Origin of the sequence: Mesorhizobium sp. AR10, assembly GCF_024746795.1 — a bacterium.
GTDB lineage: Bacteria > Pseudomonadota > Alphaproteobacteria > Rhizobiales > Rhizobiaceae > Mesorhizobium.
On the sequence record NZ_CP080524.1, the window covers coordinates 3210864 to 3235182 of the forward strand.

Annotated in this window: 26 protein-coding genes and 1 pseudogene; 20 read left to right on the top strand and 7 right to left on the bottom strand. The window is 62.5% G+C overall.

Features of this window, described 5'->3' with window-relative positions; all coding sequences use genetic code 11:
* The first annotated feature begins 99 nt into the window (after positions 1–99).
* The 6 genes from LHFGNBLO_RS18990 (at position 100) to LHFGNBLO_RS19015 (ending at position 5144) form a co-directional block, all read left to right on the top strand.
* A complete protein-coding gene (locus LHFGNBLO_RS18990; RefSeq protein WP_258600732.1) occupies positions 100–807 on the top strand; it encodes a gamma-glutamylcyclotransferase in 708 nt (235 codons plus the stop codon).
* A gap of 116 nt (positions 808–923) precedes the next feature.
* Entirely contained in the window at positions 924–2288 is a 1365-nt protein-coding gene (locus LHFGNBLO_RS18995; RefSeq protein ID WP_258600733.1) for an NAD(P)-dependent oxidoreductase, read from the top strand.
* A 2-nt stretch (positions 2289–2290) separates the two neighbouring features.
* Entirely contained in the window at positions 2291–3604 is a 1314-nt protein-coding gene (gene preA / locus LHFGNBLO_RS19000) for an NAD-dependent dihydropyrimidine dehydrogenase subunit PreA (protein WP_258600734.1), read from the top strand.
* Between the two features lie 110 nt (positions 3605–3714).
* Positions 3715–4233, top strand: a complete 519-nt coding sequence (locus LHFGNBLO_RS19005) for an RrF2 family transcriptional regulator (RefSeq protein WP_258609816.1) — start codon at positions 3715–3717, stop codon at positions 4231–4233.
* 12 nt (positions 4234–4245) lie between these two features.
* A complete protein-coding gene (locus LHFGNBLO_RS19010; RefSeq protein WP_258600737.1) occupies positions 4246–4704 on the top strand; it encodes a carboxymuconolactone decarboxylase family protein in 459 nt (152 codons plus the stop codon).
* A 62-nt stretch (positions 4705–4766) separates the two neighbouring features.
* On the top strand, positions 4767–5144 hold the full coding sequence (locus LHFGNBLO_RS19015; RefSeq protein WP_258600739.1) for a DoxX family protein: 378 nt from the start codon (positions 4767–4769) through the stop codon (positions 5142–5144).
* A gap of 24 nt (positions 5145–5168) precedes the next feature.
* On the opposite strand, the gene LHFGNBLO_RS19020 is transcribed toward LHFGNBLO_RS19015, so the two are convergent.
* The gene (locus LHFGNBLO_RS19020; protein ID WP_258600740.1) at positions 5169–5891 is read right to left on the bottom strand and encodes an SDR family oxidoreductase; all 723 of its coding nucleotides are present in this window, start codon (positions 5889–5891) and stop codon (positions 5169–5171) included.
* Positions 5888–6733 (bottom strand): SDR family oxidoreductase, encoded by an 846-nt coding sequence (locus LHFGNBLO_RS19025; RefSeq protein ID WP_258600742.1) that lies wholly within the window; start codon positions 6731–6733, stop codon positions 5888–5890. Before LHFGNBLO_RS19025 ends, LHFGNBLO_RS19020 begins: the two co-directional genes overlap by 4 nt.
* Positions 6734–6836: 103 nt before the next feature.
* Here LHFGNBLO_RS19025 and LHFGNBLO_RS19030 point away from each other — a divergent pair.
* Positions 6837–7747, top strand: a pseudogene (locus tag LHFGNBLO_RS19030) (helix-turn-helix transcriptional regulator).
* Here LHFGNBLO_RS19030 and LHFGNBLO_RS19035 read toward each other — a convergent pair.
* Positions 7719–8348: a TetR family transcriptional regulator C-terminal domain-containing protein gene (locus tag LHFGNBLO_RS19035; protein ID WP_258600744.1), complete on the bottom strand. Its 630-nt coding sequence runs from the start codon at positions 8346–8348 to the stop codon at positions 7719–7721. The pseudogene LHFGNBLO_RS19030 and the gene LHFGNBLO_RS19035 overlap by 29 nt on opposite strands.
* 255 nt (positions 8349–8603) lie before the next feature.
* On the opposite strand from LHFGNBLO_RS19035, the gene LHFGNBLO_RS19040 reads away from it, so the two are divergent.
* From LHFGNBLO_RS19040 to LHFGNBLO_RS19065, 6 genes are all read left to right on the top strand, one after another.
* On the top strand, positions 8604–9932 hold the full coding sequence (locus LHFGNBLO_RS19040; RefSeq protein WP_258600746.1) for an aspartate aminotransferase family protein: 1329 nt from the start codon (positions 8604–8606) through the stop codon (positions 9930–9932).
* Positions 9933–10044: 112 nt separating this feature from the next.
* A complete protein-coding gene (locus LHFGNBLO_RS19045) occupies positions 10045–10491 on the top strand; it encodes an endonuclease domain-containing protein (protein WP_258600747.1) in 447 nt (148 codons plus the stop codon).
* A 3-nt stretch (positions 10492–10494) separates the two neighbouring features.
* The gene (locus tag LHFGNBLO_RS19050; RefSeq protein ID WP_258600748.1) at positions 10495–11745 is read left to right on the top strand and encodes a Zn-dependent hydrolase; all 1251 of its coding nucleotides are present in this window, start codon (positions 10495–10497) and stop codon (positions 11743–11745) included.
* A 65-nt stretch (positions 11746–11810) separates the two neighbouring features.
* The gene (gene hydA, locus LHFGNBLO_RS19055) at positions 11811–13262 is read left to right on the top strand and encodes a dihydropyrimidinase (protein WP_258600750.1); all 1452 of its coding nucleotides are present in this window, start codon (positions 11811–11813) and stop codon (positions 13260–13262) included.
* A gap of 2 nt (positions 13263–13264) precedes the next feature.
* Positions 13265–13633 carry a hypothetical protein gene (locus tag LHFGNBLO_RS19060; RefSeq protein WP_258600751.1) on the top strand — a complete coding sequence of 123 codons (369 nt, stop codon included), beginning with the start codon at positions 13265–13267 and terminating at the stop codon, positions 13631–13633.
* Between the two features lie 16 nt (positions 13634–13649).
* Entirely contained in the window at positions 13650–14042 is a 393-nt protein-coding gene (locus LHFGNBLO_RS19065; RefSeq protein ID WP_258600752.1) for a hypothetical protein, read from the top strand.
* Between the two features lie 23 nt (positions 14043–14065).
* Here LHFGNBLO_RS19065 and LHFGNBLO_RS19070 read toward each other — a convergent pair whose 3' ends face one another.
* Positions 14066–14470, bottom strand: a complete 405-nt coding sequence (locus LHFGNBLO_RS19070) for a cupin domain-containing protein (RefSeq protein WP_258600754.1) — start codon at positions 14468–14470, stop codon at positions 14066–14068.
* 110 nt (positions 14471–14580) lie between these two features.
* On the opposite strand from LHFGNBLO_RS19070, the gene LHFGNBLO_RS19075 reads away from it, so the two are divergent.
* From LHFGNBLO_RS19075 to LHFGNBLO_RS19095, 5 genes are all read left to right on the top strand, one after another.
* The gene (locus LHFGNBLO_RS19075; protein WP_258600755.1) at positions 14581–15372 is read left to right on the top strand and encodes an ABC transporter ATP-binding protein; all 792 of its coding nucleotides are present in this window, start codon (positions 14581–14583) and stop codon (positions 15370–15372) included.
* A 139-nt stretch (positions 15373–15511) separates the two neighbouring features.
* Complete coding sequence (locus tag LHFGNBLO_RS19080; protein WP_258600756.1) at positions 15512–15877, top strand: endonuclease domain-containing protein; 366 nt, start codon at positions 15512–15514, stop codon at positions 15875–15877.
* Positions 15878–16756: an ABC transporter permease gene (locus LHFGNBLO_RS19085; protein WP_258600757.1), complete on the top strand. Its 879-nt coding sequence runs from the start codon at positions 15878–15880 to the stop codon at positions 16754–16756.
* Positions 16753–17907, top strand: coding sequence for an ABC transporter permease (locus LHFGNBLO_RS19090; protein WP_258600758.1), 1155 nt, complete (start codon positions 16753–16755; stop codon positions 17905–17907). Before LHFGNBLO_RS19085 ends, LHFGNBLO_RS19090 begins: the two co-directional genes overlap by 4 nt.
* A 39-nt stretch (positions 17908–17946) precedes the next feature.
* A complete protein-coding gene (locus tag LHFGNBLO_RS19095) occupies positions 17947–18918 on the top strand; it encodes an ABC transporter substrate-binding protein (RefSeq protein WP_258600759.1) in 972 nt (323 codons plus the stop codon).
* A 46-nt stretch (positions 18919–18964) separates the two neighbouring features.
* Here the strand turns inward: LHFGNBLO_RS19095 and LHFGNBLO_RS19100 are convergent, their stop codons facing one another.
* Positions 18965–19423, bottom strand: a complete 459-nt coding sequence (locus tag LHFGNBLO_RS19100; protein WP_258600760.1) for an Lrp/AsnC family transcriptional regulator — start codon at positions 19421–19423, stop codon at positions 18965–18967.
* Between the two features lie 122 nt (positions 19424–19545).
* Here LHFGNBLO_RS19100 and LHFGNBLO_RS19105 point away from each other — a divergent pair, with 122 nt between their 5' ends.
* Positions 19546–20829 carry a cystathionine gamma-synthase family protein gene (locus tag LHFGNBLO_RS19105; RefSeq protein ID WP_258600761.1) on the top strand — a complete coding sequence of 428 codons (1284 nt, stop codon included), beginning with the start codon at positions 19546–19548 and terminating at the stop codon, positions 20827–20829.
* A gap of 151 nt (positions 20830–20980) precedes the next feature.
* Positions 20981–21424 carry a CHRD domain-containing protein gene (locus LHFGNBLO_RS19110; RefSeq protein WP_258600762.1) on the top strand — a complete coding sequence of 148 codons (444 nt, stop codon included), beginning with the start codon at positions 20981–20983 and terminating at the stop codon, positions 21422–21424.
* Between the two features lie 49 nt (positions 21425–21473).
* On the opposite strand, the gene LHFGNBLO_RS19115 is transcribed toward LHFGNBLO_RS19110, so the two are convergent.
* On the bottom strand, positions 21474–23123 hold the full coding sequence (locus tag LHFGNBLO_RS19115) for a thiamine pyrophosphate-binding protein (RefSeq protein ID WP_258600763.1): 1650 nt from the start codon (positions 23121–23123) through the stop codon (positions 21474–21476).
* Positions 23120–24295 carry a CaiB/BaiF CoA transferase family protein gene (locus LHFGNBLO_RS19120; RefSeq protein ID WP_258600765.1) on the bottom strand — a complete coding sequence of 392 codons (1176 nt, stop codon included), beginning with the start codon at positions 24293–24295 and terminating at the stop codon, positions 23120–23122. Before LHFGNBLO_RS19120 ends, LHFGNBLO_RS19115 begins: the two co-directional genes overlap by 4 nt.
* Positions 24296–24319 lie beyond the last annotated feature (24 nt).

A 24319-nucleotide genomic window follows, 5' to 3' on the forward strand; every position in this document is an offset into this window, starting at 1 on the left:
TCGGCCGGACAACAATGATCATGCAGCCGCAAGCGTTCCACGGCTTGCGCGGTTTGCGGTTTTCGACTTTTCTGGGGTCAACGAGGGGTTTGTTGATCCATGCGCCAAATGTCGCTCAGTCCCGAGCTTGTCGCGCTGTGCCATCGAGAAGAGGCCGATCCCGGTCCCGATGGCAGCTGGACGCAGTTGAACGACGAGGATTTCCGGACTCTTGCCTTGCGTCTGTCGAATGAAGCAGACGAAGGCCCGTTGTGGGTGTTCGCCTATGGCTCGCTGATCTGGAAGCCAGCCTTCGAATCTGTCGAACGGCAGCGCGCCACCGCCTTCGGCTGGCATCGGTCCTTCTGTCTCGACATCAAACGCTGGCGCGGCAGCACCGAGCAGCCTGGGCTGATGATGGCGCTCGAACGCGGCGGGCGATGCGACGGCGTGATCTACCGTCTGCCGGAAGGCGAGAAGCCGGCCCAGATCGAAAGGCTGTTGCGGCGCGAGATCGATGACCATGAGAGTATCACCTCGGTCAGATGGGTCCCGGTGCGCACAGCCCAAGGGTCTCTGCGGGCATTGGGCTTCTGGGTCGGCGTGACGGGCAGGGGTACGTCGCTCAACCAGCCGCTGGAGAAGGTGGCGAAAGTGCTGGCCAGAGCGTGCGGTCATGTCGGATCGGGTGCGGAATATCTCTACAACACCGTCAGTCACCTCGAAGATTTCGGCATCCATGACCGCAATCTGTGGCGGCTGCAGGAACTGGTTGCCGACGAGATCAGGTCGCTCCCTCCGACAGGTGTGGAACGTTCAAAAACCTGAGCGTAATTGTCATGTTTTTATCGAGGTTTTTCAGTAGCTTGTGCAGAAAATTGACCAATTGATAAAAAAATAAAACGTGCTAGCCTTCCCCAAAACGAAAACAAGGGGAACTGACGATGCCAGAGGGCCAGTTCAAAGAAGGCATTGCCGGCGGCCGGCTTTCGCCCGATCAATATGCGGACAATTTCTCCGACCTGCATCCACCGCTCGATCATCACGAGGCGCTGGTCGAATCCGACCGGTGCTATTTCTGCTACGATGCGCCGTGCATGAATGCATGCCCGACCTCGATCGATATTCCGCTGTTCATCCGCCAGATTTCGACCGGCAATCCGATCGGCTCGGCCAAGACGATTTTCGACCAGAACATCCTGGGCGGCATGTGTGCCCGCGTTTGCCCGACCGAGACGCTATGCGAGGAGGTCTGCGTGCGCGAAGTGGCGGAAGGCAAGCCGGTGCAGATCGGCCGCCTGCAGCGCTACGCCACCGATGTCGCCATGGCCGAGAACAAGCAGTTCTATCCGCGCGCCGCTTCGACAGGCAAGACGGTCGCCGTCGTCGGCGCCGGGCCGGCCGGCCTTGCCGCAGCCCATCGGCTCGCCCGCCATGGCCACGACGTCACCATTCTGGAGGCTCGCCCGAAGGCCGGCGGCCTCAATGAGTACGGCATCGCCGCCTACAAGAGCATCGACAATTTCGCCCAGGCCGAGGTCGACTATGTCACATCAGTCGGTGGCATCGACATCCAGAACGGCAAGGCGCTCGGCCGCGACTACCAGCTGTCGGACCTGATCAGGAACTACGATGCGGTGTTTCTCGGCATGGGGCTGGGCGGCGTCAACGCGCTGCGCGCCGATGGCGAGGAAACGCAGGGTGTGACCAATGCGGTGGAGTTCATTGCCGAGCTTCGCCAGGCCAGCGATCTTTCGGGCCTGCCTGTCGGCCGGCGCGTCGTCGTGATCGGCGGCGGCATGACGGCAATCGATGCGGCGGTGCAGTCGAAGCTGCTCGGCGCCGAGGAGGTGACGATCTGCTACCGGCGCGGCCAGGAGCATATGAACGCCTCCGAGTTCGAACAGGATCTGGCCGCCGCCAATGGCGTCACCATCCGTCACTGGCTGCAGCCGAAGCGGGTCATTGCCGAGGGCGGCAAGGTGTCGGGCATCGAACTCGAATATACCGCGATGAAGGGCGATACGCTTGCCGGCACCGGCGAGCGGCTGACGCTGGTTGCCGACCAGGTGTTCAAGGCGATCGGCCAGAGTTTTGTTCCCTCAGCACTCAATGGCAGCGGTGCTGAGATCGCGCTGGAAGCCGGCCGCATCAAGGTCGATGCCGAGGGCCGCACGTCGCTCGCCAATGTCTGGGCCGGCGGCGATTGCATCTTCGGCGGCGACGACCTTACAGTCTCGGCCGTGGCGCAAGGCCGCGACGCGGCTGAATCGATCAACCGGGCACTGACCTCGAACGGGAGGGCATGAGCATGGCAGACATCCGCAACAATTTCGTCGGCATCAAATCGCCCAATCCATTCTGGCTGGCCTCGGCGCCACCGACCGACAAGGCCTACAACGTCATCCGCGCCTTCAGGGCGGGATGGGGTGGCGTTGTGTGGAAGACGCTGGGCGAAGAAGGCCCGCCGGTGGTCAACGTCAACGGCCCGCGCTACGGCGCCATCTGGGGCGCCGACCGCCGCCTTCTCGGCCTCAACAACATCGAGCTGATCACTGACCGTGACCTGCAGGTCAATCTGCGCGAGATCAAGCAGGTCAAGAAGGATTGGCCCGATCGCGCCATCGTCGTCTCGCTGATGGTGCCGTGCGTCGAGGAAAGCTGGAAGGCGATCCTGCCGGTGGTCGAAGAAACGGAGGCCGACGGCATCGAGCTCAATTTCGGCTGTCCGCACGGCATGTCGGAACGCGGCATGGGTGCGGCCGTCGGCCAGGTGCCGGAATACATCGAAATGGTGGTGCGCTGGTGCAAGGCCAACACCCGCATGCCGGTCATCACCAAGCTGACGCCCAACATCACCGACGTGCGCAAGCCGGCAAGGGCAGCGTTCTCCGGCGGCACCGATGCGGTGTCGCTGATCAACACCATCAACTCGATCACCGGTGTCGACCTCGACTCGTTCGCGCCGCAGCCGACCATCGACGGCAAGGGTTCGCATGGCGGCTATTGCGGCCCGGCGGTGAAGCCGATCGCCATGAACATGGTGGCCGAGATCGCGCGTGATCCGGAAACGCATGGCCTGCCGATCTCCGGCATCGGCGGCATCACTACATGGCGCGACGCCGCTGAATTCATGGCGCTTGGCGCCGGCAATGTGCAGGTGTGCACGGCAGCGATGACCTACGGTTTCAAGATCGTGCAGGAGATGATCGCAGGGCTGGAGAACTGGATGGACGAGAAGGGCCATGCTTCGCTCGACGACATCATCGGCCGCGCGACGCCCAACGTCACCGACTGGCAGTATCTCAACCTCAACTATATCGCCAAGGCGCATATCGACCAGGAGGCCTGCATCAAATGCGGGCGCTGCCACATCGCCTGCGAGGACACCTCGCACCAGGCGATCACCAATATGGTCGACGGCGTCAGGCATTTCGAGGTGATCGAGGCCGAGTGCGTCGGCTGCAATCTCTGCGTCAATGTCTGTCCGGTCGAGAACTGCATCACCATGGAACCGCTGGCAGTCGGCGCGATGGATGAGCGTACCGGCAAGCCGGTGTCGCCGATCTATGCCAACTGGACGACGCATCCCAACAACCCGATGGCCAAGGTGGCGGCGGAATAAGGGCACATCCAGCCAGAAAGCGGCGCATGCGGGCGCCGCTTTTTTCAATTTCCTATTGCAGATAAAAAATATCCATGATAAAAAATATCCATGAATTGGAGATCAACCAGATGAAGCTGGGCGAGGGCGTCGAAGCGGCCATCCACTGCGCCGCGATGCTGGCCGGCGTGGATGGCCAAGGCACCATGCCGGGCGCTGCCCTGGCGGAAGCCTTCGGCCTGTCGCCGAGCTATCTGTTGAAGCATCTCAACATGTTGACGGCGGCGGGCATTCTGGAATCTGTGTCCGGGCCATCCGGCGGTTTCCGGCTGGCCCGGTCAGCTAAGCGTATTACGCTGCTTGACATCGTGCTTGCCGTCGAAGGGCGCGAGCCGGCCTTCCGCTGCGGCGAGATCCGCCAGCGCGGCCCCGCGAGGCTCGATGCCTCGGCCTATGTCAAACCTTGCGGCATCAATGTCGCGATGCTGAAGGCGGAGCGCGCTTATCGTGCAGCACTCGCCGAGGCCAAGCTGTCGGACATCGTTGCGGACTATATGAGCGACGCCGATCCGCGTTCGGTCGCCGCGGGCTGCGCCTTCGTGGCGCGCTATCAGCGGCCGCAGAAATCGAGTTCAACCAAGCAAGCGTGAAAGGTAAAGACGATGAAACAGAGGCTGCAATTCTTCGCCGCGGCGCCGGAAATCATGAAGGCGGTGTCGGCGCTCAACAAGGCGGTCGACCAATGCGGGCTCGAGCAGAGTTTGCTGCACCTGATCAAGCTCAGGGCGTCGCAGATCAATGGCTGCTCGTATTGCGTCGAGATGCACAGCCGCGAGGCGCGGCGTGACGGTGAAACCGAGCAGCGGCTCTACCTCGTATCAGCGTGGAAGGAATCGCCGCTGTTTTCCGAACGCGAGCGCGCCGCCTTCGCCTGGACCGAAGCCGTGACAAAGATCGCCGACAACGGTGTTTCAGACGAACTCTATGCAAGGACGCTCGAGCATTTCTCGGAAGAGGAACTGGTCAAGCTGTCTGTCGCACTCGGCATGATCAACACCTGGAACCGGCTTTGCATCCCGTTCCATGCCATGCACCCGATGCCGGCGGCCAAGGCTGCCTGAGTGGTCGAAGCGGCGCGCGGGGCATATCCGCGCGTCGTTTTTTTGATTTGGAGATCAAGGACATGTTTTCGAGTTTTCAGAATGAGATTCAGTTTGCCGCCCGCCTGCTGGTTGGCGGCGCCTTTGTCTTTGCCGGCCTGCGCAACATCCAGAACGCGGCCTTCCTGACCCAGTTGATGGCGGCGCGTGGCGTGCCGCAGGCGCGGTTGATGCTGTGGCTCGGCATCGTGCTTCAGGTCGTCGCCGGAGCGCTGGTGATCGCAGGCGTCTGGACCACCCTGGCGGCGGCATGCCTGGTGCTGTTCCTCATCGTCGCCACGCCGATGTTCCACAATTTCTGGGACCATCAGGGACCCGAACGCGCTGCTCGCATCAACGGGTTCGTCGGCAATGTCGCGCTGACGGGTGGATTTCTGGCGCTGATGGTGCAGCCGCTTTGACAATTGCGGCTGCCTCCATGCCGGTCACGCGGCAAATCGCAGGCCGCCATCGCAAGTCAGCACCTGGCCGGTGACAAAGCTGGCGGAAGTGAGGAAGGCGATGGCATCGGCAACATCTTCGGCGCGGCCGATGCGGCCGACCGGCGTCTTGCCAGCATACTCGGCAAAGACTGCCCGACGCTGTTCGTCGTGCAGGAAATCCCACCACGGCGTGTCGATGACGCCTGGCGCCACGGCGTTGACGCGCAGGGGTTTTAACTCCACCGCCAGGATCGGCACCACTGTCAGCAGCATGCCGTTGATGGCGGCGATGCCGGCAACGCCGGGGGCCGACAGCTGCGCCGATACCGCCGAAATGAAGGTGACCGACCCGCCCTTGTTCAGGGTGGGCAAGGCCGCCTGCAGGCAAGACAGTTGCGGCCTGACCTTCTCGTCGAGGCCGCTGCTCATGTCGGTGAGATCAAGCGTTTCGAACGGGCCCAGTCCCTTGCCGCCGCTGACGGCCAGCACAAGATGGTCGAAGGTTCCCAGGCGGGCGAAGAATTGGCGAACCTCTTCCGGCTCCGTTGCGTCGAAGGCAGCGGTTTCGACAGCGCCGCCAAGGCTATGCCATGCGCCTTTGAGCCTCTCCTGGTTGCGGCCGGTGATGGTCACTTTCATGCCCAGGCCAAGCAGTCGCTTCGCCGTGGCAAGGCCGATACCGGATGAGCCGCCGACGATCACGGCATGTTGGGTTTTCTCGGTCATGAATGCAGTTCCTTCGATGTGACGGAAGCCGGGGATTGCCCGACGAGGTCGAGGCTCAGGGCGCGCAGTTGCCGCCGGGCCTTTTCATCATAGGCTTGCGCATCGGCGCGGGATTCCCTCTGTCCATCAAAATAGAGGCCACTTCGTCCTTCGAGTGCGGGCGACGTCGCCAGGTTGAGGATAGCGTCGGCACCTTGCTCGACCGAACTCCACGGCGTGACGCCGGCCTGCCGCACCATGGTGGTGTCCATATAGCTTGCCGGATGCAGGCTGTTGACGGTCACATTGGTGCCCTTCAGCTCCTGCGCCAGGTCGATGGTGAACAGGATCTGCGCCAGCTTGCTCTGGCAGTAGGCACGAACGCCGTCATAGGAACGGGTCAGCATGACGTCGCCGAAATCGATCGCTTGCTGGCCCGCTGACGCGACATTGACTATGCGCGCCGGGGCGCTTGCCCTGAGCAACGGCAGAAGCTTTGATGTGAGCAGGAAGCCAGCGAGATAGTTGACGGCAAAGCGCAGTTCGTAGCCGTCGGCGCTGACCTGTCGTTTGGCGCCAGCCGTGCCGATGCCGGCATTGTTGATGAGGATGTCGAGCCGGTCTGTTCTGGCCCGAACAGCCTCGGCGAGGCGGCGGACTTCGGCCAGCGAGGAAAGGTCGGCAATGAGAAGCTCGGCTTTGCCGCCGATGGCTTCGATCTCGGCGACAGCGGCCTTGCCGCGCGTCGCATCGCGGCCATGCACCAGGACACGGGCGCCGCTGGCGCCGAGCCTTCGCGCAACCATGTGGCCGACGCCGTCGGTCGATCCTGTGATGAGGATGGTCTTGTCTTTCAGTTCCATGTTCAGAGCCTCCATATTGCTCTGCATGGAAGATGGAGTGGCTGGCGCATCCCAAACAGTTCAAACTTTATCCTGGTATCAATACTGCTATAATAGGCTGATCATGGATACTCCCACACATGCTGCCGAAGACAGCCGCCGGCGCGAACTTGGCGCGTTCCTGCGCTCGCGCCGCGAAAGGCTGACGCCGTCGGCCACCGGCATCGCCACCGGCATGCGGCGGCGCACCCCAGGACTGCGCCGCGAGGAGGTGGCGATATCGCCGGCGTCGGCACCACCTGGTACACATGGCTGGAGCAGGGACGTGACGTCAAGCCATCAGTGGAAGTGCTGACGGCGCTCAGCGAGGCTTTGCGCCTCGATCCGGCAGAGAAGCGGCATCTGTTCATTCTTGCCGGCCGGCAGCTGCCGGACAGTCGCGCTGTGGCGTCGGAAAAGGTCGACGGCCCCTTATTGCATATGCTGCAAAGCCTGGTCCTGCAGCCCGCCTATGTGGTCGGGCGGCGCTGGGACGTGCTGGCCTGGAACCCGGCGGCGGCAGCTGTGTTCGGCGACTATGGCTTGCTGGAGGGTGATGCCCGCAACATCGTGCATATGGTTTTCACCAACCCGCACCATCGCCGCCTGCTTGTCGACTGGGAGCAGTTGGCGCGCGCCGTGCTCGCCTCGTTCCGGGCCGAAAGCGCCCGCTATGTCGGCGATCCGGATTTCGAGCGGCTGATCACGTTGATGACGCGCTCGAGCCCGGAATTTCGCGCCTGGTGGCCGCAACGCGACGTGGCTCGCAAACTGTCGGGGGTGAAGCATGTCCGGCATGCGATCGCAGGCGCCATGGCGTTCGAGCATATGAGCCTTTCGATCGATGACGGCTCGGATATGAAGCTGATCGTCTACACGCCGCTTGCCGAAGAGAATTCGATCGCCAAGCTCGAAAAACTGCTGGAGGCGCCGCCGGCCGAGCGGCGCAGCCTGATTTCTTGCCGCGTTAGTTTTTCGGCTTCAGCCCGTCGATGAACAACTGTTCCAGGAACCTTGCGGCATCCTCGAAGCGGCCGTCGCCGCCGCGGTCGGCGCCGAGCACGGCGCGGACCTGGACATCGAAATCGGCATAATGTTGCGTCGTCGCCCAGATCGAGAAGATCAGATGCCAGGGGTCGGTGCGGGCGATCTTGCCGGCGCGCATCCAGCCCTTGATGATATTGGCCTTCTCGTCGACAAGCGTCTTCAACTCGCCTTCCAGCAGCGGCATGATGCGCGGCGCGCCCTGCAGAATCTCGTTGGCGAACAGCCGGCTTTCCCTGGGGAAATCGCGTGCCATTTCCAGCTTGCGCCTGATGTAGCTGCGCAACTCGGTCAGGGGATCGCCGATGTCGTCGAGTTCGCGCAGCGGCGCCAGCCAGGTTGCGAGCAGCCGCTCCATCAGTGTCTCGTGGATGTCTTCCTTGCGGCGGAAATAGTAGAGCAGGTTCGGCTTCGACATGCCGGCGGCTTCGGCGATCTGGTCGATGGTCGAGCCGCGAAAACCGTTGGTGGAGAAGACCTCGAGCGCCGCCTCCAGGATGAGTTCGCGCTTTTCCTGCTGGATGCGGGTGCGGCGAGGGGCGGGGACTTCCATATCGGCGGTCACCCCGGCAGACCTTGGGTTGCCGGGCAATCTGGACCAATTCTCTGGACCAGTTTTTCCCTGACCTGTGGAGCGCACTTCCGATGCCGCATTTCCGCTAGTAATCCCTTGACCGCCGACAGGGCGGTGCTAACGTTTGTCCAATCGGTCAAAAATTTGCGTAGCACGAAAACGTCGCGAAGACCAAGTGTTGGGAAGACCAAGCGTTAGCCGCACCGAAACAGGTTACAAGGGGAAGTCTTGGTCATGTCCAACCGGCTGAAAGTCACGCCGAACGATCTCAGCGCATTCTGGATGCCATTCACGGCAAACCGGCAGTTCAAGCAGGCGCCGCGCATGATGGTGTCCGCCAAGGACATGCATTACACGACGAGCGATGGGCGCAAGGTGCTGGACGGCACCGCCGGCCTGTGGTGCGTCAATGCCGGCCATTGCCGGCCGAAGATCACCGAGGCGATCCAGCACCAGGCGGCCGAGCTCGACTATGCGCCGGCCTTCCAGATGGGTCATCCGATCGTGTTCGAACTGGCCAACCGGCTGGTCGACCTCGCGCCGAAGGGCATGGACCATGTGTTCTTCACCAATTCCGGATCGGAATCGGTCGATACCGCGCTGAAGATGGCGATCGCCTATCACCGCGCCAAGGGGGAGGGCTCACGCACCCGCCTGATCGGCCGCGAGCGCGGTTATCACGGCGTCAATTTCGGCGGCATCTCGGTCGGCGGCATCGTCACCAACCGCAAGATGTTCGGCACGCTACTCGGAGGCGTCGACCACATGCCGCATACGCATCTGCCGGAAAAGAACGCCTTCACCAAGGGCGTGCCCGAGCATGGCGCTGAGCTGGCGAACGAACTGGAGCGCATCGTTGCGCTGCATGACGCCTCGACCATTGCCGCCGTCATTGTCGAGCCGGTTGCCGGTTCCACCGGCGTGATCCTGCCGCCGAAAGGTTACCTGCAGAAGCTGCGCGAGATCTGCACCAAGCACGGCATCCTGTTGATCTTCGACGAGGTCATCACCGGTTTCGGCCGCCTCGGCACGCCGTTCGCCGCCGATTATTTCGGCGTCACACCAGACATCATGACCACCGCCAAGGGCGTCTCCAACGGCGTCATTCCGATGGGCGCGGTATTCGTGAAGAAGGAAATCCACGACGCCTTCATGACCGGCCCCGAGCACATGATCGAATTTTTCCACGGCTATACCTATTCGGGCAATCCGATCGCCTGCGCAGCGGCCCTCGGCACGCTCGACACCTACAAGGAAGAGGGTCTGCTGACCCGCGGTGAGGAACTGGCGCCCTATTGGGAAGACGCGTTGCACTCGCTGAAGGGCGAGCCGAACGTCATCGATATCAGAAACATCGGCCTGATCGGCGCGATCGAACTGGCCCCCATTCCGGGCAGCCCGACAAAGCGCGCCTTCTCGGCCTTCGTCAAGGCGTTCGAGCACGGGGCGCTGATCCGCACCACCGGCGACATCATCGCGCTGTCGCCGCCGCTGATCATCACCAAGGGCCAGATCAACGAATTGATCGACCATGTGCGTGAAGTGTTGAGGTCGATAGATTGACAAACCGGGCGCAGCTTTCCCTCCCCCTCGAGGGGAGGGTGGCCGCAAAGCGGCCGGGTGGGGTCGGTGGCGAAGTGCGCCGACCTGATCCTTTGCTGCGGGGTCGTTCCTGATGCCCCGTACCCGCGTGAGCTTCGAAATGCGCCAAAAGGCGCGCGCGCTTCGAGTTCACGCGACCAAAGGTGAATCGCTGTTGTGGTATGAACTGCGCGAGCTGAAATCAGTCGGCATCAAGTTCCGCCGCCAGTGTCCGATAGGGCCTTATATCGTCGACTTCGCTTGCCTCTCTGTGAAGCTGGTAGTGGAGGTCGATGGTGATCTGCACGAAGACGAGAAGGGCAAACGACACGATGCCGTTCGTGATGCCTATCTGCGCTCGCTCGGGTTTGATGTCTTCCGTGTTGACGAGCCCGATGTCATAAACAGCGCGTGGCATGTCGCGGAGGTGGTCAAGGGGAAGGTCGAGCGCATGTTCGACGACCCCACCCGACCGCTTCGCGGCCACCCTCCCCTCGAGGGGGAGGGGGACGCCGGCGATCCACATTCGAGAAGGTTTTAGAGCATGGCCGCACCCGGCGAGAATCTGCGAATCAATTCAGACCGTTTGTGGGATTCGATAATGGAGATGGCGAAGATTGGCCCCGGCGTTGCCGGCGGCAACAATCGCCAGACCGTGACCGACGAGGACGGCGAAGGGCGGCATCTGTTCAAGCGCTGGTGCGAAGCGGCAGGGCTCGAAATGGGCCTCGACGAGATGGGCACCATGTTTGCCCGCCGCGAAGGCACCGATCCCAGCTTGCCGCCGGTCTACGTCGGCAGTCATCTCGACACCCAGCCGACCGGCGGCAAATATGACGGCGTGCTCGGCGTACTCGGTGGGCTCGAAGTCGTGCGCTCGCTCAACGATCTCGGGATCAAGACCAAGCACCCGATCGTCGTCACCAACTGGACCAACGAGGAAGGCGCGCGCTTTGCACCGGCAATGATGGCGTCCGGTGTTTTCGCCGGCGTCCTCGATCAGGCCGACGTCTATGAGCATGTCGACAAGCAGGGCAAGAAATTCGGCGAGGAACTCCAACGCATCGGCTGGAAGGGCACCGAGAAAGTCGGCGATCGCAAAATCCACGCCTTCTTCGAACTGCATATCGAGCAGGGGCCGATCCTCGAGGACGAGGGCATCGACATCGGCGTCGTCACCCATGGCCAGGGGCTGAAATGGCTGCAGGTGACCCTGGCCGGCAAGGAGGCGCACACCGGCTCGACGCCGATGCCCAAGCGACGCAATGCCGGGCTCGGCATGGCGCGGGTGATCGAACTGGTGCACGAGATCGCCATGGACTACCAGCCCGACGCCGTGGGTGCTGTCGGCCACATGGAGGTCTATCCGAACTCGCGCAACATCATTGCCGGGCGCACAGTGTTCACCATTGACATCCGCTCGCCGGAAAAGGAAGTTCTGGACGCCATGGATGGCCGTGTCCGTGAAGGCATCGACACGATCTGCGATGCACTCGACATCAAATATGCGATCGAGCAGGTCGGCCATTTCGATCCGGTCACATTCGACGCGGGCTGCGTCAAGGCGATCCGCGACGCCGCCGACCGGCTTGGCTACTCGCATCGCAACATCGTCTCCGGCGCCGGCCACGACGCCTGCTGGATCAACCGCGTCGCGCCTACCGCGATGGTGATGTGCCCCTGCGTCGACGGGCTGTCGCACAATGAGGCCGAGGACATCTCCAAGGAATGGGCGGCGGCCGGCGCCGACGTGCTGTTCCACGCGGTGGTGGAGACGGCTGTCATCGTGGAGTGAGCCTAGAAATCTGAATTCCAAACGCCGCTCGCAAAGAAGCGCGAAGAGAACAAGGGAACAAGAAAATGACCAAAGTCATCCGAAACGGCACCATCGTCACTGCCGACCGCACGTGGAAGGCCGATTTGCTGATGCAGCACGGCAAGATCGTCGCCATCGGCTCGAACCTGCATGGCGACCACGAGTTCGACGCCACCGGCTGCTATGTGATGCCGGGCGGCATCGACCCGCATACGCATCTCGAAATGCCGTTCATGGGTACTTACTCGGCCGACGATTTCGAGTCCGGCACGCGCGCCGCGCTTGCCGGCGGCACGACGATGGTCGTCGATTTCTGCCTGCCGTCACCGCAGCAGTCGCTGCTGGAAGCCTTGCAGATGTGGGACAACAAGACCTCGAAGGCTGCCTGCGACTACTCCTTCCACATGGCGATCACCTGGTGGGGCAAGCAGGTGTTCGACGAGATGGCAACCGTGGTCGACAAGGGCATCACCTCGTTCAAGCATTTCATGGCCTACAAGGGCGCGCTGATGGTCGACGACGACGAGATGTATGCGTCGTTCCAGCGCTGCGCCGATCTCGGCGCGCTGCCGCTGGTGCATGCCGAGAATGGCGACGTGGTCGCGGCGCTTTCGCAGAAGCTTCTGGCCGCCGGCAACAACGGGCCGGAGGGCCATGCCTATTCGCGCCCGCCGGAAGTGGAAGGCGAGGCGACCAACCGCGCCATCATGATCGCCGACATGGCTGGCGTGCCGCTCTATGTCGTGCACGTCTCGTGCGAGCAGAGCCATGAAGCCATACGCCGCGCCCGTCAGAAGGGCATGCGGGTGTTCGGCGAGCCGCTGGTCCAGCATCTGACACTCGACGAGAGCGAGTATTTCAACAAGGACTGGGACCATGCGGCGCGTCGCGTGATGAGCCCGCCCTTCCGCAACAAGTTGCATCAGGATTCGCTGTGGGCCGGCCTGCAGGCTGGATCTCTGCAAGTGGTGGCGACCGACCACTGTGCCTTCACCACCAAGCAGAAGCGCAACGGCGTCGGTGATTTCACCAAGATCCCGAACGGCACAGGCGGGCTCGAGGACCGCTTGCCGGTGCTGTGGACCACGGGCGTCAACACCGGGAGGTTGACGATGAACGAGTTCGTCGCGGTGACCTCGACCAACATCGCCAAGATCCTCAACATGTATCCGAAGAAGGGCGCCATCGTCGAAGGCGCCGATGCCGACATCCTTGTCTGGGACCCGAAGCGCAAGAAGAAGATCTCGGCCAAGAAGCAGCAGTCGGTGATCGACTACAACGTCTTCGAAGGTTTTGAGGTGACCGGCCTGCCGCGCTTCGTGTTCTCGCGCGGCGAACTGTCGATCGAGGAGGCCGAGGTCAAGGCAAAGCCCGGCCATGGCGAATTCGTCGCCCGCGAGCCGAATGCAGCGGTCAACCGGGCGCTGTCGACCTGGAAGGAAATCTCGGCGCCGCGCAAGGTCGAACGCAGCGGCATTCCGGCGACCGGGGTTTGAGCTTGGCCAGTCCGGCAGCGCTGCTCTCATTGGTCGTAGCGATCATTGCCGCCGGTTCGACGGCTGCGGACGTTCTGGCCGGCTCCTATGGCAACGATGTCGGCTGCGCAGGCGTTCTCGCCGGTTGTCAGGATAGCGATGAATATGTCGTGCTCACCGCCGACGGCGTCGAAACCTATGGCAGCGGTTGCCGCTTCGCTCAGCAACTGGTGACGAAGCCAGGTACGCAGTCCTTGAGCTCGACCTGTTTCGCGGAGGGCGAGGAAGGGGAGACGCCCGAGACCGTGAAGGTTACCAACAGGGGAGCCGACGGTTTCTTCGTGACCATTCCCGACCTTGAGGAAGTCGGGCCGCTGAAATCATGTTCATGACGTTTCGGAGGGGGATGTGACGCAAGCCAGCGTGTGCGGTTTTCGTCTGCTTGTTGCCGCGTTTGTCGCGATGGCGGCCGGCCAGGCTTTGGCGGCGACCATTGACCTGTCCAAGCCCTATGGCAACAAGTCTGGCTGCATCAACAAGAACGGCCAAGAAGTCTATGCCGAGGACATGCTGCTTTTGACCGACAAGGAATTTATCACCGCGGCCAGTGCTTGCACCGTCACCGAAACCCAGACGAAACCTGACGGCTCACTGGTACTCAAAACGCTATGCGCGGCGGAAGGCGAAGACGGCCAATCGCCAATACAGTTCACGGTGAAGCGCAGCCCCAAGAATGCCAAGAAGCTGGTGATTGCCGATGAGGACGGCAAGGTCATGGGGGAAGTGGCCCGGTGCCGATGACGGTCTTTGCATTGGTGCCGATGTCAGGCGACCAGTCCATCCAACTCCGGCAACAGGACGACGCTTTCCTGTTCGTTGGGGTCGGTGCGGGCGATGACCGCCGAAGAGGGGGTTTTGCTGAGGTTGGCGGGCAGATGTGGGACGCCGGCCGGGATGTAGAAGAGGTCGCCGGCCTTGACGACGATATGCTGTTCGAGCCGTTCGCCGTACCAGGTGTGCACCTCGCCAGAGAGCACGTAGATCGCCGTCTCATGGTTTTCATGCAGATGCGCCTTGGCGCGGGCGCCGGGCGGCATGGTCAGCAAATGCATGCAGATGCCGGAGGAGCCGACCGTTTCAGCGGCGATGCCGGCGAAATAGGTCAATCCCTGCTTGCCTTCATAAGAGCTTTCGGGGCGGATAAGATGACAAGTGGGTTTAGGCGACATCGGGCAAACTCTCGATCGAGTGGGACAGGACGAGTGAAAAACAACACCAGGGCAAAAGCAATGGGATTCCAGCCGGCGCCGCAGCGGCACGAACAGGCAGGCTGCGGCCGATGACGGGGATTTCGCCAGCCGTCGTTTCGGCAAGCAATCTCGGCCTCACCTTTCAGACCAATGACGGTCCGGTGCAGGCGCTGTCCAATGTCGATCTGACCATCGGCAAGGGCGAATTCGTGTCCTTCATCGGCCCATCCGGCTGCGGCAAAACCACTCTGCTGCGCGTCATCGCCGATCTGGAGAAGCCGACATCGGGGACCATTTCGGTCAACGGCATGACGCCCGAGCAGGCACGCGAGAAACGCGCCTATGGCTATGTCTTCCAGGCCGCAGCGCTGTTTCCATGGCGCACGATCGAGCGCAATGTGGGGCTGCCGCTGGAGATCATCGGTCTGTCCAGCGCGGAGCAGGCGGCGCGGATCAAGCGCACGCTCGACCTCGTCAACCTCAGCGGCTTCGAGAAGAAATATCCCTGGCAGCTTTCCGGCGGCATGCAGCAGCGCGCCTCGATCGCGCGGGCGCTGGCCTTCGACGCCGACCTTCTGTTGATGGACGAACCGTTCGGCGCGCTGGACGAGATCGTGCGCGACCATCTCAACGAACAGCTGCTGGAACTGTGGGAGCGGACGAACAAGACCATCTGCTTCGTCACCCACTCCATTCCCGAGGCGGTCTATCTCTCGACGCGGATCGTCGTCATGTCGCCGCGTCCGGGCCGGGTCAGCGATATCATCGAATCGACGCTGCCGAAAAAGCGGCCGCTGGACATCCGAGAGACGCCGGAGTTCCTGGCGATCGCGGCGCGCGTGCGCGACGGCCTCAGGGCAGGGCACAGCTATGATGATTGAGCGGGCGCAGGACGAGCTCCCTCCTCTCCCCGACGGGGAGAGGGTGGCCGGAGCGAAGCGGAGGTCGGGTGAGGGGGCGGCGCTGAGAGATCCGACCAAAAGAAAGGTCGGGGCAACCGCTCGCGCTCGAAAGCTGCGGATGGACGAAACCGAGGCTGAATACCGCCTTTGGGGGGAACTGAGAGGCCGCCATCTCAACGGCTACAAGTTTGTGAGGCAAGTGCCGCTTGGACCTTTCATCGCCGATTTCGTTTGTCGCGAGAAGGGGCTGATTGTCGAACTCGATGGCAGCCAACACGCGGATTCACCAACCGATCCCGCCCGAACAGCTTGGCTGAATGGCCGTGGCTATGCGGTTCTGCGCTTCTGGAACCACGAAGTTTTGGCCGAGCGGTCCTTGACACGATCTTGGCTTGCCTCGATGGAAAGATTTCTACCCCCTCACCCGACCTCCGCTTCGCTCCGGCCACCCTCTCCCCGTTGGGGAGAGGAGGGAGCCAGCTAGATGGATAGCTTTCGCGACAAGCTCGTCCCGGTGACCTCAATCCTTTTGGGTGTGGTCGTCGTCTGGTATGTCATGGCCGTCATCCTCAACGCGCCGTTCCAGCGCGATCTCGATCGCCGCGCCAATGAGGCGCCGGGTGTCGTGGAATTCATCGGCAAGACGCTGGCGCAGCCGAAGCCGACATTGCCGGCGCCGCACCAGGTGGCGGTGAACTTCTTCGAGAGCACTTTCCTGCGCAGCGTCACCTCGAACCGCAGCCTTGTCTACAATGCCTGGGTGACGCTGTCCTCGACACTGCTCGGCTTCGCCTTCGGCACCACGCTCGGCATCGTCATTGCCGTCGGCATCGTGCATGTGGCGACGCTCGACCGCAGCCTGATGCCATGGATCATTGCCTCGCAGACCATTCCGATCCTGGCGGTAGCGCCGATGATCATCGTCGTGCTGGCGGCGATCGGCATCACCGGGCTGATCCCGAAGGCGCTGATTTCGACCTATCTGTCGTTCTTCCCGGTGACCGTGGGCATGGTGAAGGGGTTGCGCTCGCCCGAGATCATGCATCTCGACCTGATGCACACCTACAATGCCAGCGGCGCGCAGACCTTCTGGAAATTGCGCGTACCGGCCTCGGTGCCGTTCCTGTTCACCTCGATGAAGGTGGCGGTGGCGGCAAGCCTGGTCGGCGCCATTGTCGGCGAATTGCCGACCGGCGCGGTCGCCGGCATCGGCGCCAAGCTGCTCGCCGGCGCCTATTACAGCCAGTCCATCGACATCTGGTCGGCGCTGGTCGCCGGCTCGATCGTGGCTGCACTTCTGGTAATGATCGTCGGCATCGCCGGGCGCGTCGTTGACCGCGCCATGGGCGGGAGGCCGGCATGAACTGGCTGAAGCCGTCCTGGCAAGCGGTTCTGGCGCTCGTGCTGGGCCTGATCGCTGTCGCGCTTGGGGCCATCGCCTCGGCAAAGGTCGATCCACTCGCGCAGCCTGCCGGGACCTTGGTCTATCCCTATGTGGGGACCGTTTGGCTGATCTTCGGCGCGCTGCTTCTCGCCGCTTTGATCTCGATGACCAGGATACCGCCCATCGTCGAAGCTATCGTGCTCTTCATCGGTGCGCATCTGGTCGCCTGGCTGCTGGTTGGTGGCATCGCGGGCTTCGAAGGTCTGGCGCGGTCGCCATTCTTTCTGGTGCTTGCTGCAGCATGGCTTCTCGCCTGGCGTTGCGTTGCGGTGCTCTCGTCGCTTCGTCCACGCTCCCGCAACGCCACCTTGGCTCTTCGCCTGATTATTCCTGCGATCTTCGGCGCCTGGATCCTGATCATCTGGGAAGCGGTGACGCGCGGCGCCGGCATTCCCTTCATTCTGTTGCCGCCGCCAAGCGCCATCGGCGTGCGCATTGCCAGTTCGCTGCCGGTGCTGGCCGCCGACGTGCGGCAGACCATCTTCAAGGCGGTGATATTCGGCTATGTCGTGGGCAGCGGCGCAGGCTTCATCGCTGCCATCCTGGCCGACCGCGTACCGTTCCTGCGCCGCGGCCTGCTGCCGATCGGCAACATGGTCTCGGCGCTGCCGATCATCGGCGTCGCGCCGATCATGGTCATGTGGTTCGGCTTCGACTGGCAGTCCAAGGCGGCGGTGGTCATCATCATGACCTTCTTCCCGATGCTGGTGAATACGGTCGCCGGTCTCACCGCCTCCGGCCATATGGAGCGCGACCTGATGCGCACCTATGCGTCCGGCTACTGGCAGACACTGTTCAAGTTGCGGCTGCCGGCCGCCGCGCCTTTCATCTTCAACGCGCTGAAGATCAATTCGACGCTGGCGTTGATCGGCGCCATCGTCGCCGAGTTCTTCGGCACGCCCGTCGTCGGCATGGGATTCCGCATTTCGACGGAGGTCGGGCGGATGAACATCGACATGGTCTGGGCCGAAATCGCTGTTGCAGCACTTGCGGGTTCGGTCTTTTATGGCGTGGTCGCTCTTTTCGAGAGAGCCGTCACGTTTTGGCATCCCTCTGTCCGTGGTGGATAGGGCGGTGGGTTTAGGGTGTTAACTTCAGAGGGTAAAAACATGAAAAAACTGATTGTTCCTGTTCTGGCCGGCGCGATGTCGCTTGCCGCGTTCCAGGCCATGGCCGCAGACAAGGTGACGCTGCAGCTGAAATGGGTCACGCAGGCCCAATTTGCCGGCTACTATGTCGCCAAGGCCAAGGGCTTTTATGAAGCCGAGGGCCTCGACGTCGACATCAAGCCCGGCGGTCCCGATATTGCGCCGGAGCAGGTGATCGCCGGCGGCGGCGCCGATGTCATCGTCGACTGGATGGGCGGCGCGCTGGCTGCGCGCGAAAAGGGCGTGCCGCTGGTCAACATCGCCCAGCCGTTCAAGAAGGCCGGCATGGAGCTGGTCTGCCCGAAGGACGGCCCGATCAAGACCGAAGCCGACTTCAAGGGCCATACGCTCGGCGTCTGGTTCTTCGGCAACGAGTATCCGTTCTATGCGTGGATGAACAAGCTCGGCCTGAAGACCGAAGGCGGCCCGGACGGCGTTACCGTTCTCAAGCAAAGCTTCGATGTGCAGCCGCTGATCCAGAAGCAGGCGGACTGCATCTCGGTCATGACCTACAACGAGTACTGGCAGCTCATCGACGCTGGTTACAAGCCGGAAGAGCTGACCGTGTTCAACTACTCGGCCATGGGCAACGACCTGCTTGAGGACGGGCTCTATGCCTCTGAGGACAAGCTCAAGGATCCGGCCTTCGAAGACAAGATGGTGCGTTTCGTACGCGCCTCGATGAAGGGCTGGAAATACGCCGTCGACAATTCCGACGAGGCGGCCGGCATCGTCATGGACAATGGCGGCCAGGATGAGAACCACCAGAAGCGCATGATGGGTGAAGTCGCCAAGCTGATCGACAATGCCGACGGCAAGCTCGATCCGGCCACCTACGAGCGCACCGCCAAGGCGCTGCTCGACCAGAAGATCATCACCAAGGAGCCGACCGGCGCCTACACGACCGCCATCACCGACAAGGCGATCAAGTAAGCCTAGCCAGTATCCTGATCTAGAGAGCGGCGCCTTCGGCCAAGTGTCAGAGGCGCCGTTCTTTTATGGTGTTCATAACGAAGCTGGTCTCGATCGAGGCGACGCATTTCAGCCGCGCGATCTTTTCCTTGATGAAGCGCTCGTACTGGTCGAGGCTGCCTGTCACCACCTTCAGAACATAGTCACGCGAACCAGTAACGAGGTGGCATTCCAGCACCTCTTCCCAGCCGCGGATCGCTTCCTCGAACATGACGATCTCGTCCTCGTTCTGACGGCTTAGCCGGACGGTGGCGATGGCGACCATGCTCCAGCCGAAAGCAGCTGGATCGACCAGTGTAGTGTAGCCTCTGATGACACCGGTCTCCTCCAGCCGCCGCACGCGCCTCAGGCAGGGCGACGGCGACAGGCCGATGCGCTCGGCAAGCTCGTTGTTGGTAATGCGAGCGTCGGCCTGCAGTTCACGCAGGATCTTGCGGTCGAAATCGTCGGCTATCTTCTGCTGCACTTTGCGTCCCCTGAGGCAATTCGTTGCGAGAATGCAGCCATGTGGGGCCAAAAATAGCAAGGACTGCGCGATGGGGATCGCATAAATTGCCGCGCGACACTCCTCAAAAAGCAGGAAAAACCATGACCGCGCCGCGCCCTTCGAAAACCCATATCGGCAACCACAAGCTACACCCGGAGACGCTGATGCTGAGCTACGGCTTCGATCCGCAGCTTTCGGAGGGCGCCGTCAAGCCACCGGTGTTCCTCACCTCGACCTTCGTGTTCAAGTCGGCGGAAGAGGGGCGTGACTTCTTCGACTACACCTCCGGCCGCAAGGAACCTCCGAGCGGCACGGCTTCCGGTCTGGTCTATTCGCGCTTCAACCATCCCAACAGCGAGATCGTCGAGGACCGGCTGGCGATCTATGAGGGGACGGATGCCTGCATCCTGTTCTCGTCCGGCATGTCGGCGATCGCGACGACGCTGCTGGCCTATGCCCGCCCGGGCGACGTCATCCTGCATTCGCAACCGCTTTACGGCGGCACCGAGACGCTTTTGACGCGCACGCTTGCCAGCTTCGGCATCGGTGCTGTCGGCTTCGCTGATGGCGTCGACGAGACGGCCGTGCGCGCGGCTGCCGACGCCGCAGCCGCGAAGGGCCGTATCTCGGTCATCCTGATCGAGACGCCGTCAAATCCGACCAACAGCCTGGTTGATATCGCGCTGATGCGGAAGATCGCCGACGAGATCGGCGCGGGCCAAGGTGCGGCGCCGATCATCGTCTGCGACAACACGCTGCTCGGCCCGGTGTTCCAGCGGCCCATCGAACACGGGGCCGATGTTTCCGTCTATTCGCTGACCAAATATGTCGGCGGCCATTCCGACCTGATCGCGGGTGCGGCCATGGGCAGCAAGGCGGTGACCAAGCCGATCAAGGCGCTGCGCGGCGCGATCGGCACGCAGCTCGATCCGCATTCCTGCTGGATGCTCGGCCGTTCGCTGGAGACGCTGTCGATCCGCATGGAGCGGGCGAATGACAATGCGCGCATGGTCGCCGAATTCCTGCGCGATCATGCCAAGGTTGAAAAAGTGCACTACCTGCCGTTCCTGGGCGAGGACACGGCCGCTGGCCGCGCCTATCGGGCACAGTGCACCGGCGCCGGCTCGACGTTCTCGTTCGACATTCGCGGCGGGCAGAAAGCGGCTTTCGCTTTTCTCAACGGGCTGCAGATCTTCAAGCTGGCGGTAAGCCTTGGCGGAACGGAATCGCTGGCCAGTCACCCTGCGGCCATGACCCATTCGGGTATTCCCTTCGACGTGCGCCAACGCATCGGCGTGCTTGAGACCACGGTCAGGCTGTCAATTGGCGTCGAGCACCCGGACGATTTGATCGCCGACCTGACGCAGGCGCTGGCGGCCGTCTGACTGTTGCCCTCACCGAAATCCAGAAAAGGGGCGGGCGATCGTCCCTTTTTGCTGCGACGTCAAATCGCCGTTACCCCGGGAAACATCGGCTGGCCAAACCGTTGTGGGAATGGCGTCCTCACCGGATGTCACCCACCCAACGGAGATTTCCATGCGTATGCGAACCTTCACGCCGATGCTTTCGGCGCTGGCCATTTCGGCTTCTATTCTGGTTGTTTCACCGGCCTTGGCCGATACGGTGAAGATGAAGGCGACGCTCGATGGCGGCCAACAGAACCCGCCCGTCACCACCAAAGGCAAGGGCACGGCAACTCTTGGCTTCGACACGACCACCAAGAAGCTCAGCTGGACGGTGAAGTATTCCGGCCTCAGCGGACCGGCGACGGCGGCGCACATTCACGGCCCGGCTGCGACGGGTGCCAACGCTGGCGTCGTGATCCCGTTCAAAGGCAAGCTGAAGAGCCCGATCAAGGGATCGGCGACGCTGACCGACGCTCAGGCGGCTGACCTGGAGGCAGGCAAATACTACGTCAACGTCCATACCGCGGCCAACAAGGACGGCGAGATCCGCGGCCAGATCGAGACGGCGAAGTAGCGTCGAGTCGCGCCGGCAAAGGGGCGGGCGACCGCCCCTTTTTCTTGCCTCAGACCTTGTCGCGGATTTGGGTCATCGTCCGGGTCGGAGTGATCGCCTCGGGGTCGAGCCTGATCTCGACGATCGACGGCTTGCCGCTGGCGCGCGCGCGCTCGAAGGCCGGGGCGAAGTCGGCGGTCTTGTCGACCGTCTCGCCATGGCCGCCATAGGCGCGGGCAAGCGCCGCGAAGTCGGGATTCTTCAGGTCGGTCGCCACGACACGGCCGGGATATTCGCGCTCCTGGTGCATGCGGATGGTGCCATAAATGCCGTTGTTGACGACGATAACGATGATCGGCAGATCGTACTGTACGGCAGTGGCGAATTCCTGGCCGTTCATCAGGAAGCAGCCGTCACCGGCAAAGGCGATGACGTCGCGATCCGGAAACAATTCCTTGGCGGCGACCGCGGCCGGCGTGCCGTAACCCATCGAGCCTGATGTCGGTGCACCCTGCGTGGCAAAGCGGCGGAAGCGGTGGAAGCGATGCACCCAGGTGGCGTAGTTGCCGGCGCCATTGGTGAGGATAGCGTCGTCGGGCAGCATCTTTTCCAGATAGTTCATGATCGGCCCCATCTGGACGGAACCGGGACCGCCTTCCGGCGGCGTCGACCAGTCGAGATAGGCGGCGTGCAGCTTCGGTGTTTCATCCGCCCAAGCCGCCGTGCCGGACGGCTTGCGCTTTGCAAAGGCGTCGACGAAGGCGGCAGGCGAGGCGTTGATCGCCAGCGTCGGCCGGTAGACGCGGCCGAGTTCGCCAGCGTCGGCATGGACGTGAACAAGCGTCTGGTCGGGGTAGGGGCTCTTCAGCAGAGTGTAGTCGGAGGACGGCATTTCGCCCATTCGGCCGCCGATGAGCAGCACGAGGTCGGCTTGCTTGATCGCGTTTGCCAGCTTGGGGTTGATGCCGATGCCGACGTCGCCGGCATAGTTCGGGTGGAGATGATCGAACAGCATCTGGCGGCGGAAGGAGCAACCGACCGGCAGCCACCAGGCCTCGGCGATGGTTCGCATTTTCTGGACGGCCTCCGCATCCCAGCGCGTGCCACCGAGGATGACAAAGGGGCGCCTGGCCTTGCCGAGCAACTTTTCCAGCGTGTCGAGTTCGGCTTCGCCGGGACGCGTTTCAACCGGCGTATGCGGCAAGGCGGCCGGCGCCTCGACCAGGCTGGTCAGCATGTCTTCCGGCAGCGAGATGACCACCGGGCCGGGACGGCCGGACGTTGCCACGGCGAAGGCGCGCGTCACGAATTCGGGGATGCGCGAAGCATCGTCGATCTCGACCACCCATTTGGCGATGTCGCCGAAGAAGCGCTTGTAGTCGACCTCCTGGAAGGCCTCACGCTCCTTGGCGTGGCTGGCGACCTGGCCGATGAACAGGATCACTGGAACTGAATCCTGCATGGCGATGTGGATGCCGGCCGAGGCGTTGGTGGCGCCAGGGCCGCGGGTGACGAAGCAGATGCCGGGCTTGCCGGTCAGGCGGCCATGGCAGTCGGCCATCATCGCGGCGCCACCCTCCTGTCGGCAGACGATGGTGCGGATCGCCGAATCGTGCAGAGCGTCGAGCACCGCGAGATAGGATTCGCCGGGCACGCAATAGATGCGGTCGGTGCCGTTGGCTTCCAGCGCGTCGACGATCAGTTGTCCGCCTGTCTTCATTGTCCCGACTTCTCCAGTTCGGCAAGAATTTCTTCGGTATGTTCGCCAAGGCGCGGCGAGGGGCGCTCATAGACCAGCGGCGTGCCGGACATCACCATCGGCGCGCGCACCGAGGGCAAAAGGTTGCCGCGACCGTCGTCGAGGTCGAGCCGGATGCCGCGCGCGATGGTCTGCGGATCGGCAAACATCTGACCGATGGTGTTGATCGGACTGGCCGGCACGCTTGCAGCCTCAAGCTTTGTCAGCAGCGGATCACGATCCCAGGTCTTCAGCGCGTCTATCATGCGCTCGCGCAGCTTTGCCCGGTTGGCAACGCGGGCGGGATTGGTGGCGAAATCGGGATTCGCTGGCAAATCGTCGAGACCGACGGCGGCACAGAATTTGGCGAACTGGCCGTCATTGCCGACCGCCAGGATGATGTGGCCGTCCCTGACGGGCACCACCTCATAGGGGGCGATGTTCATATGCGCATTGCCCATCTGCACCGGCGACTTGCCGGAGACGAGATAGTTGAGGCTCTGGTTGCCGAGCGCCGAGATCTGGGTGTCGAAAAGCGCCATGTCGATGTGTTGGCCTTCGCCGGTCTTCTCGGCATGGCGAAGTGCCGCCTGGATCGCTATGACCGAATAAAGACCGGTGAAGATGTCCGAAATGGCAACGCCGGCCTTTTGTGGCTCACGGCCGGCCTCGCCGGTGATCGACATCATGCCGGCCATGGCCTGGATGATGAAGTCATAGCCGGCGCGTGGGGCGTAAGGCCCGTCTTGGCCAAAACCGGTGATCGAGCAATAGATCAGCCGTGGGTTGATCTTGCGCAGGCTGTCATAATCGAGCCCATATTTCTTCAGGCCGCCGAGCTTGAAGTTTTCGATCATCACGTCTGCTGTCGCGGCCAGCCGGCGCACAGTGTTTGCGCCTTCGGGCGTCGAAAAGTCGACTGATATGGAGCGCTTGCCGCGATTGCAGGAATGATAGTAGGCGGCCGAAAGGTTCTCGCCGTCATGGCTTGTGACGAAGGGCGGGCCCCATTTGCGGGTGTCGTCGCCGCCATCCGGGCTCTCGACCTTGATGACGTCGGCGCCCAGATCACCAAGCAACTGCCCGGCCCATGGCCCGGCAAGGATGCGGGCGAGTTCGATTACGCGGATGCCTTTCAGGGGAGGTTGGGCCATGGATCACCAGAATTGGTCGGAACC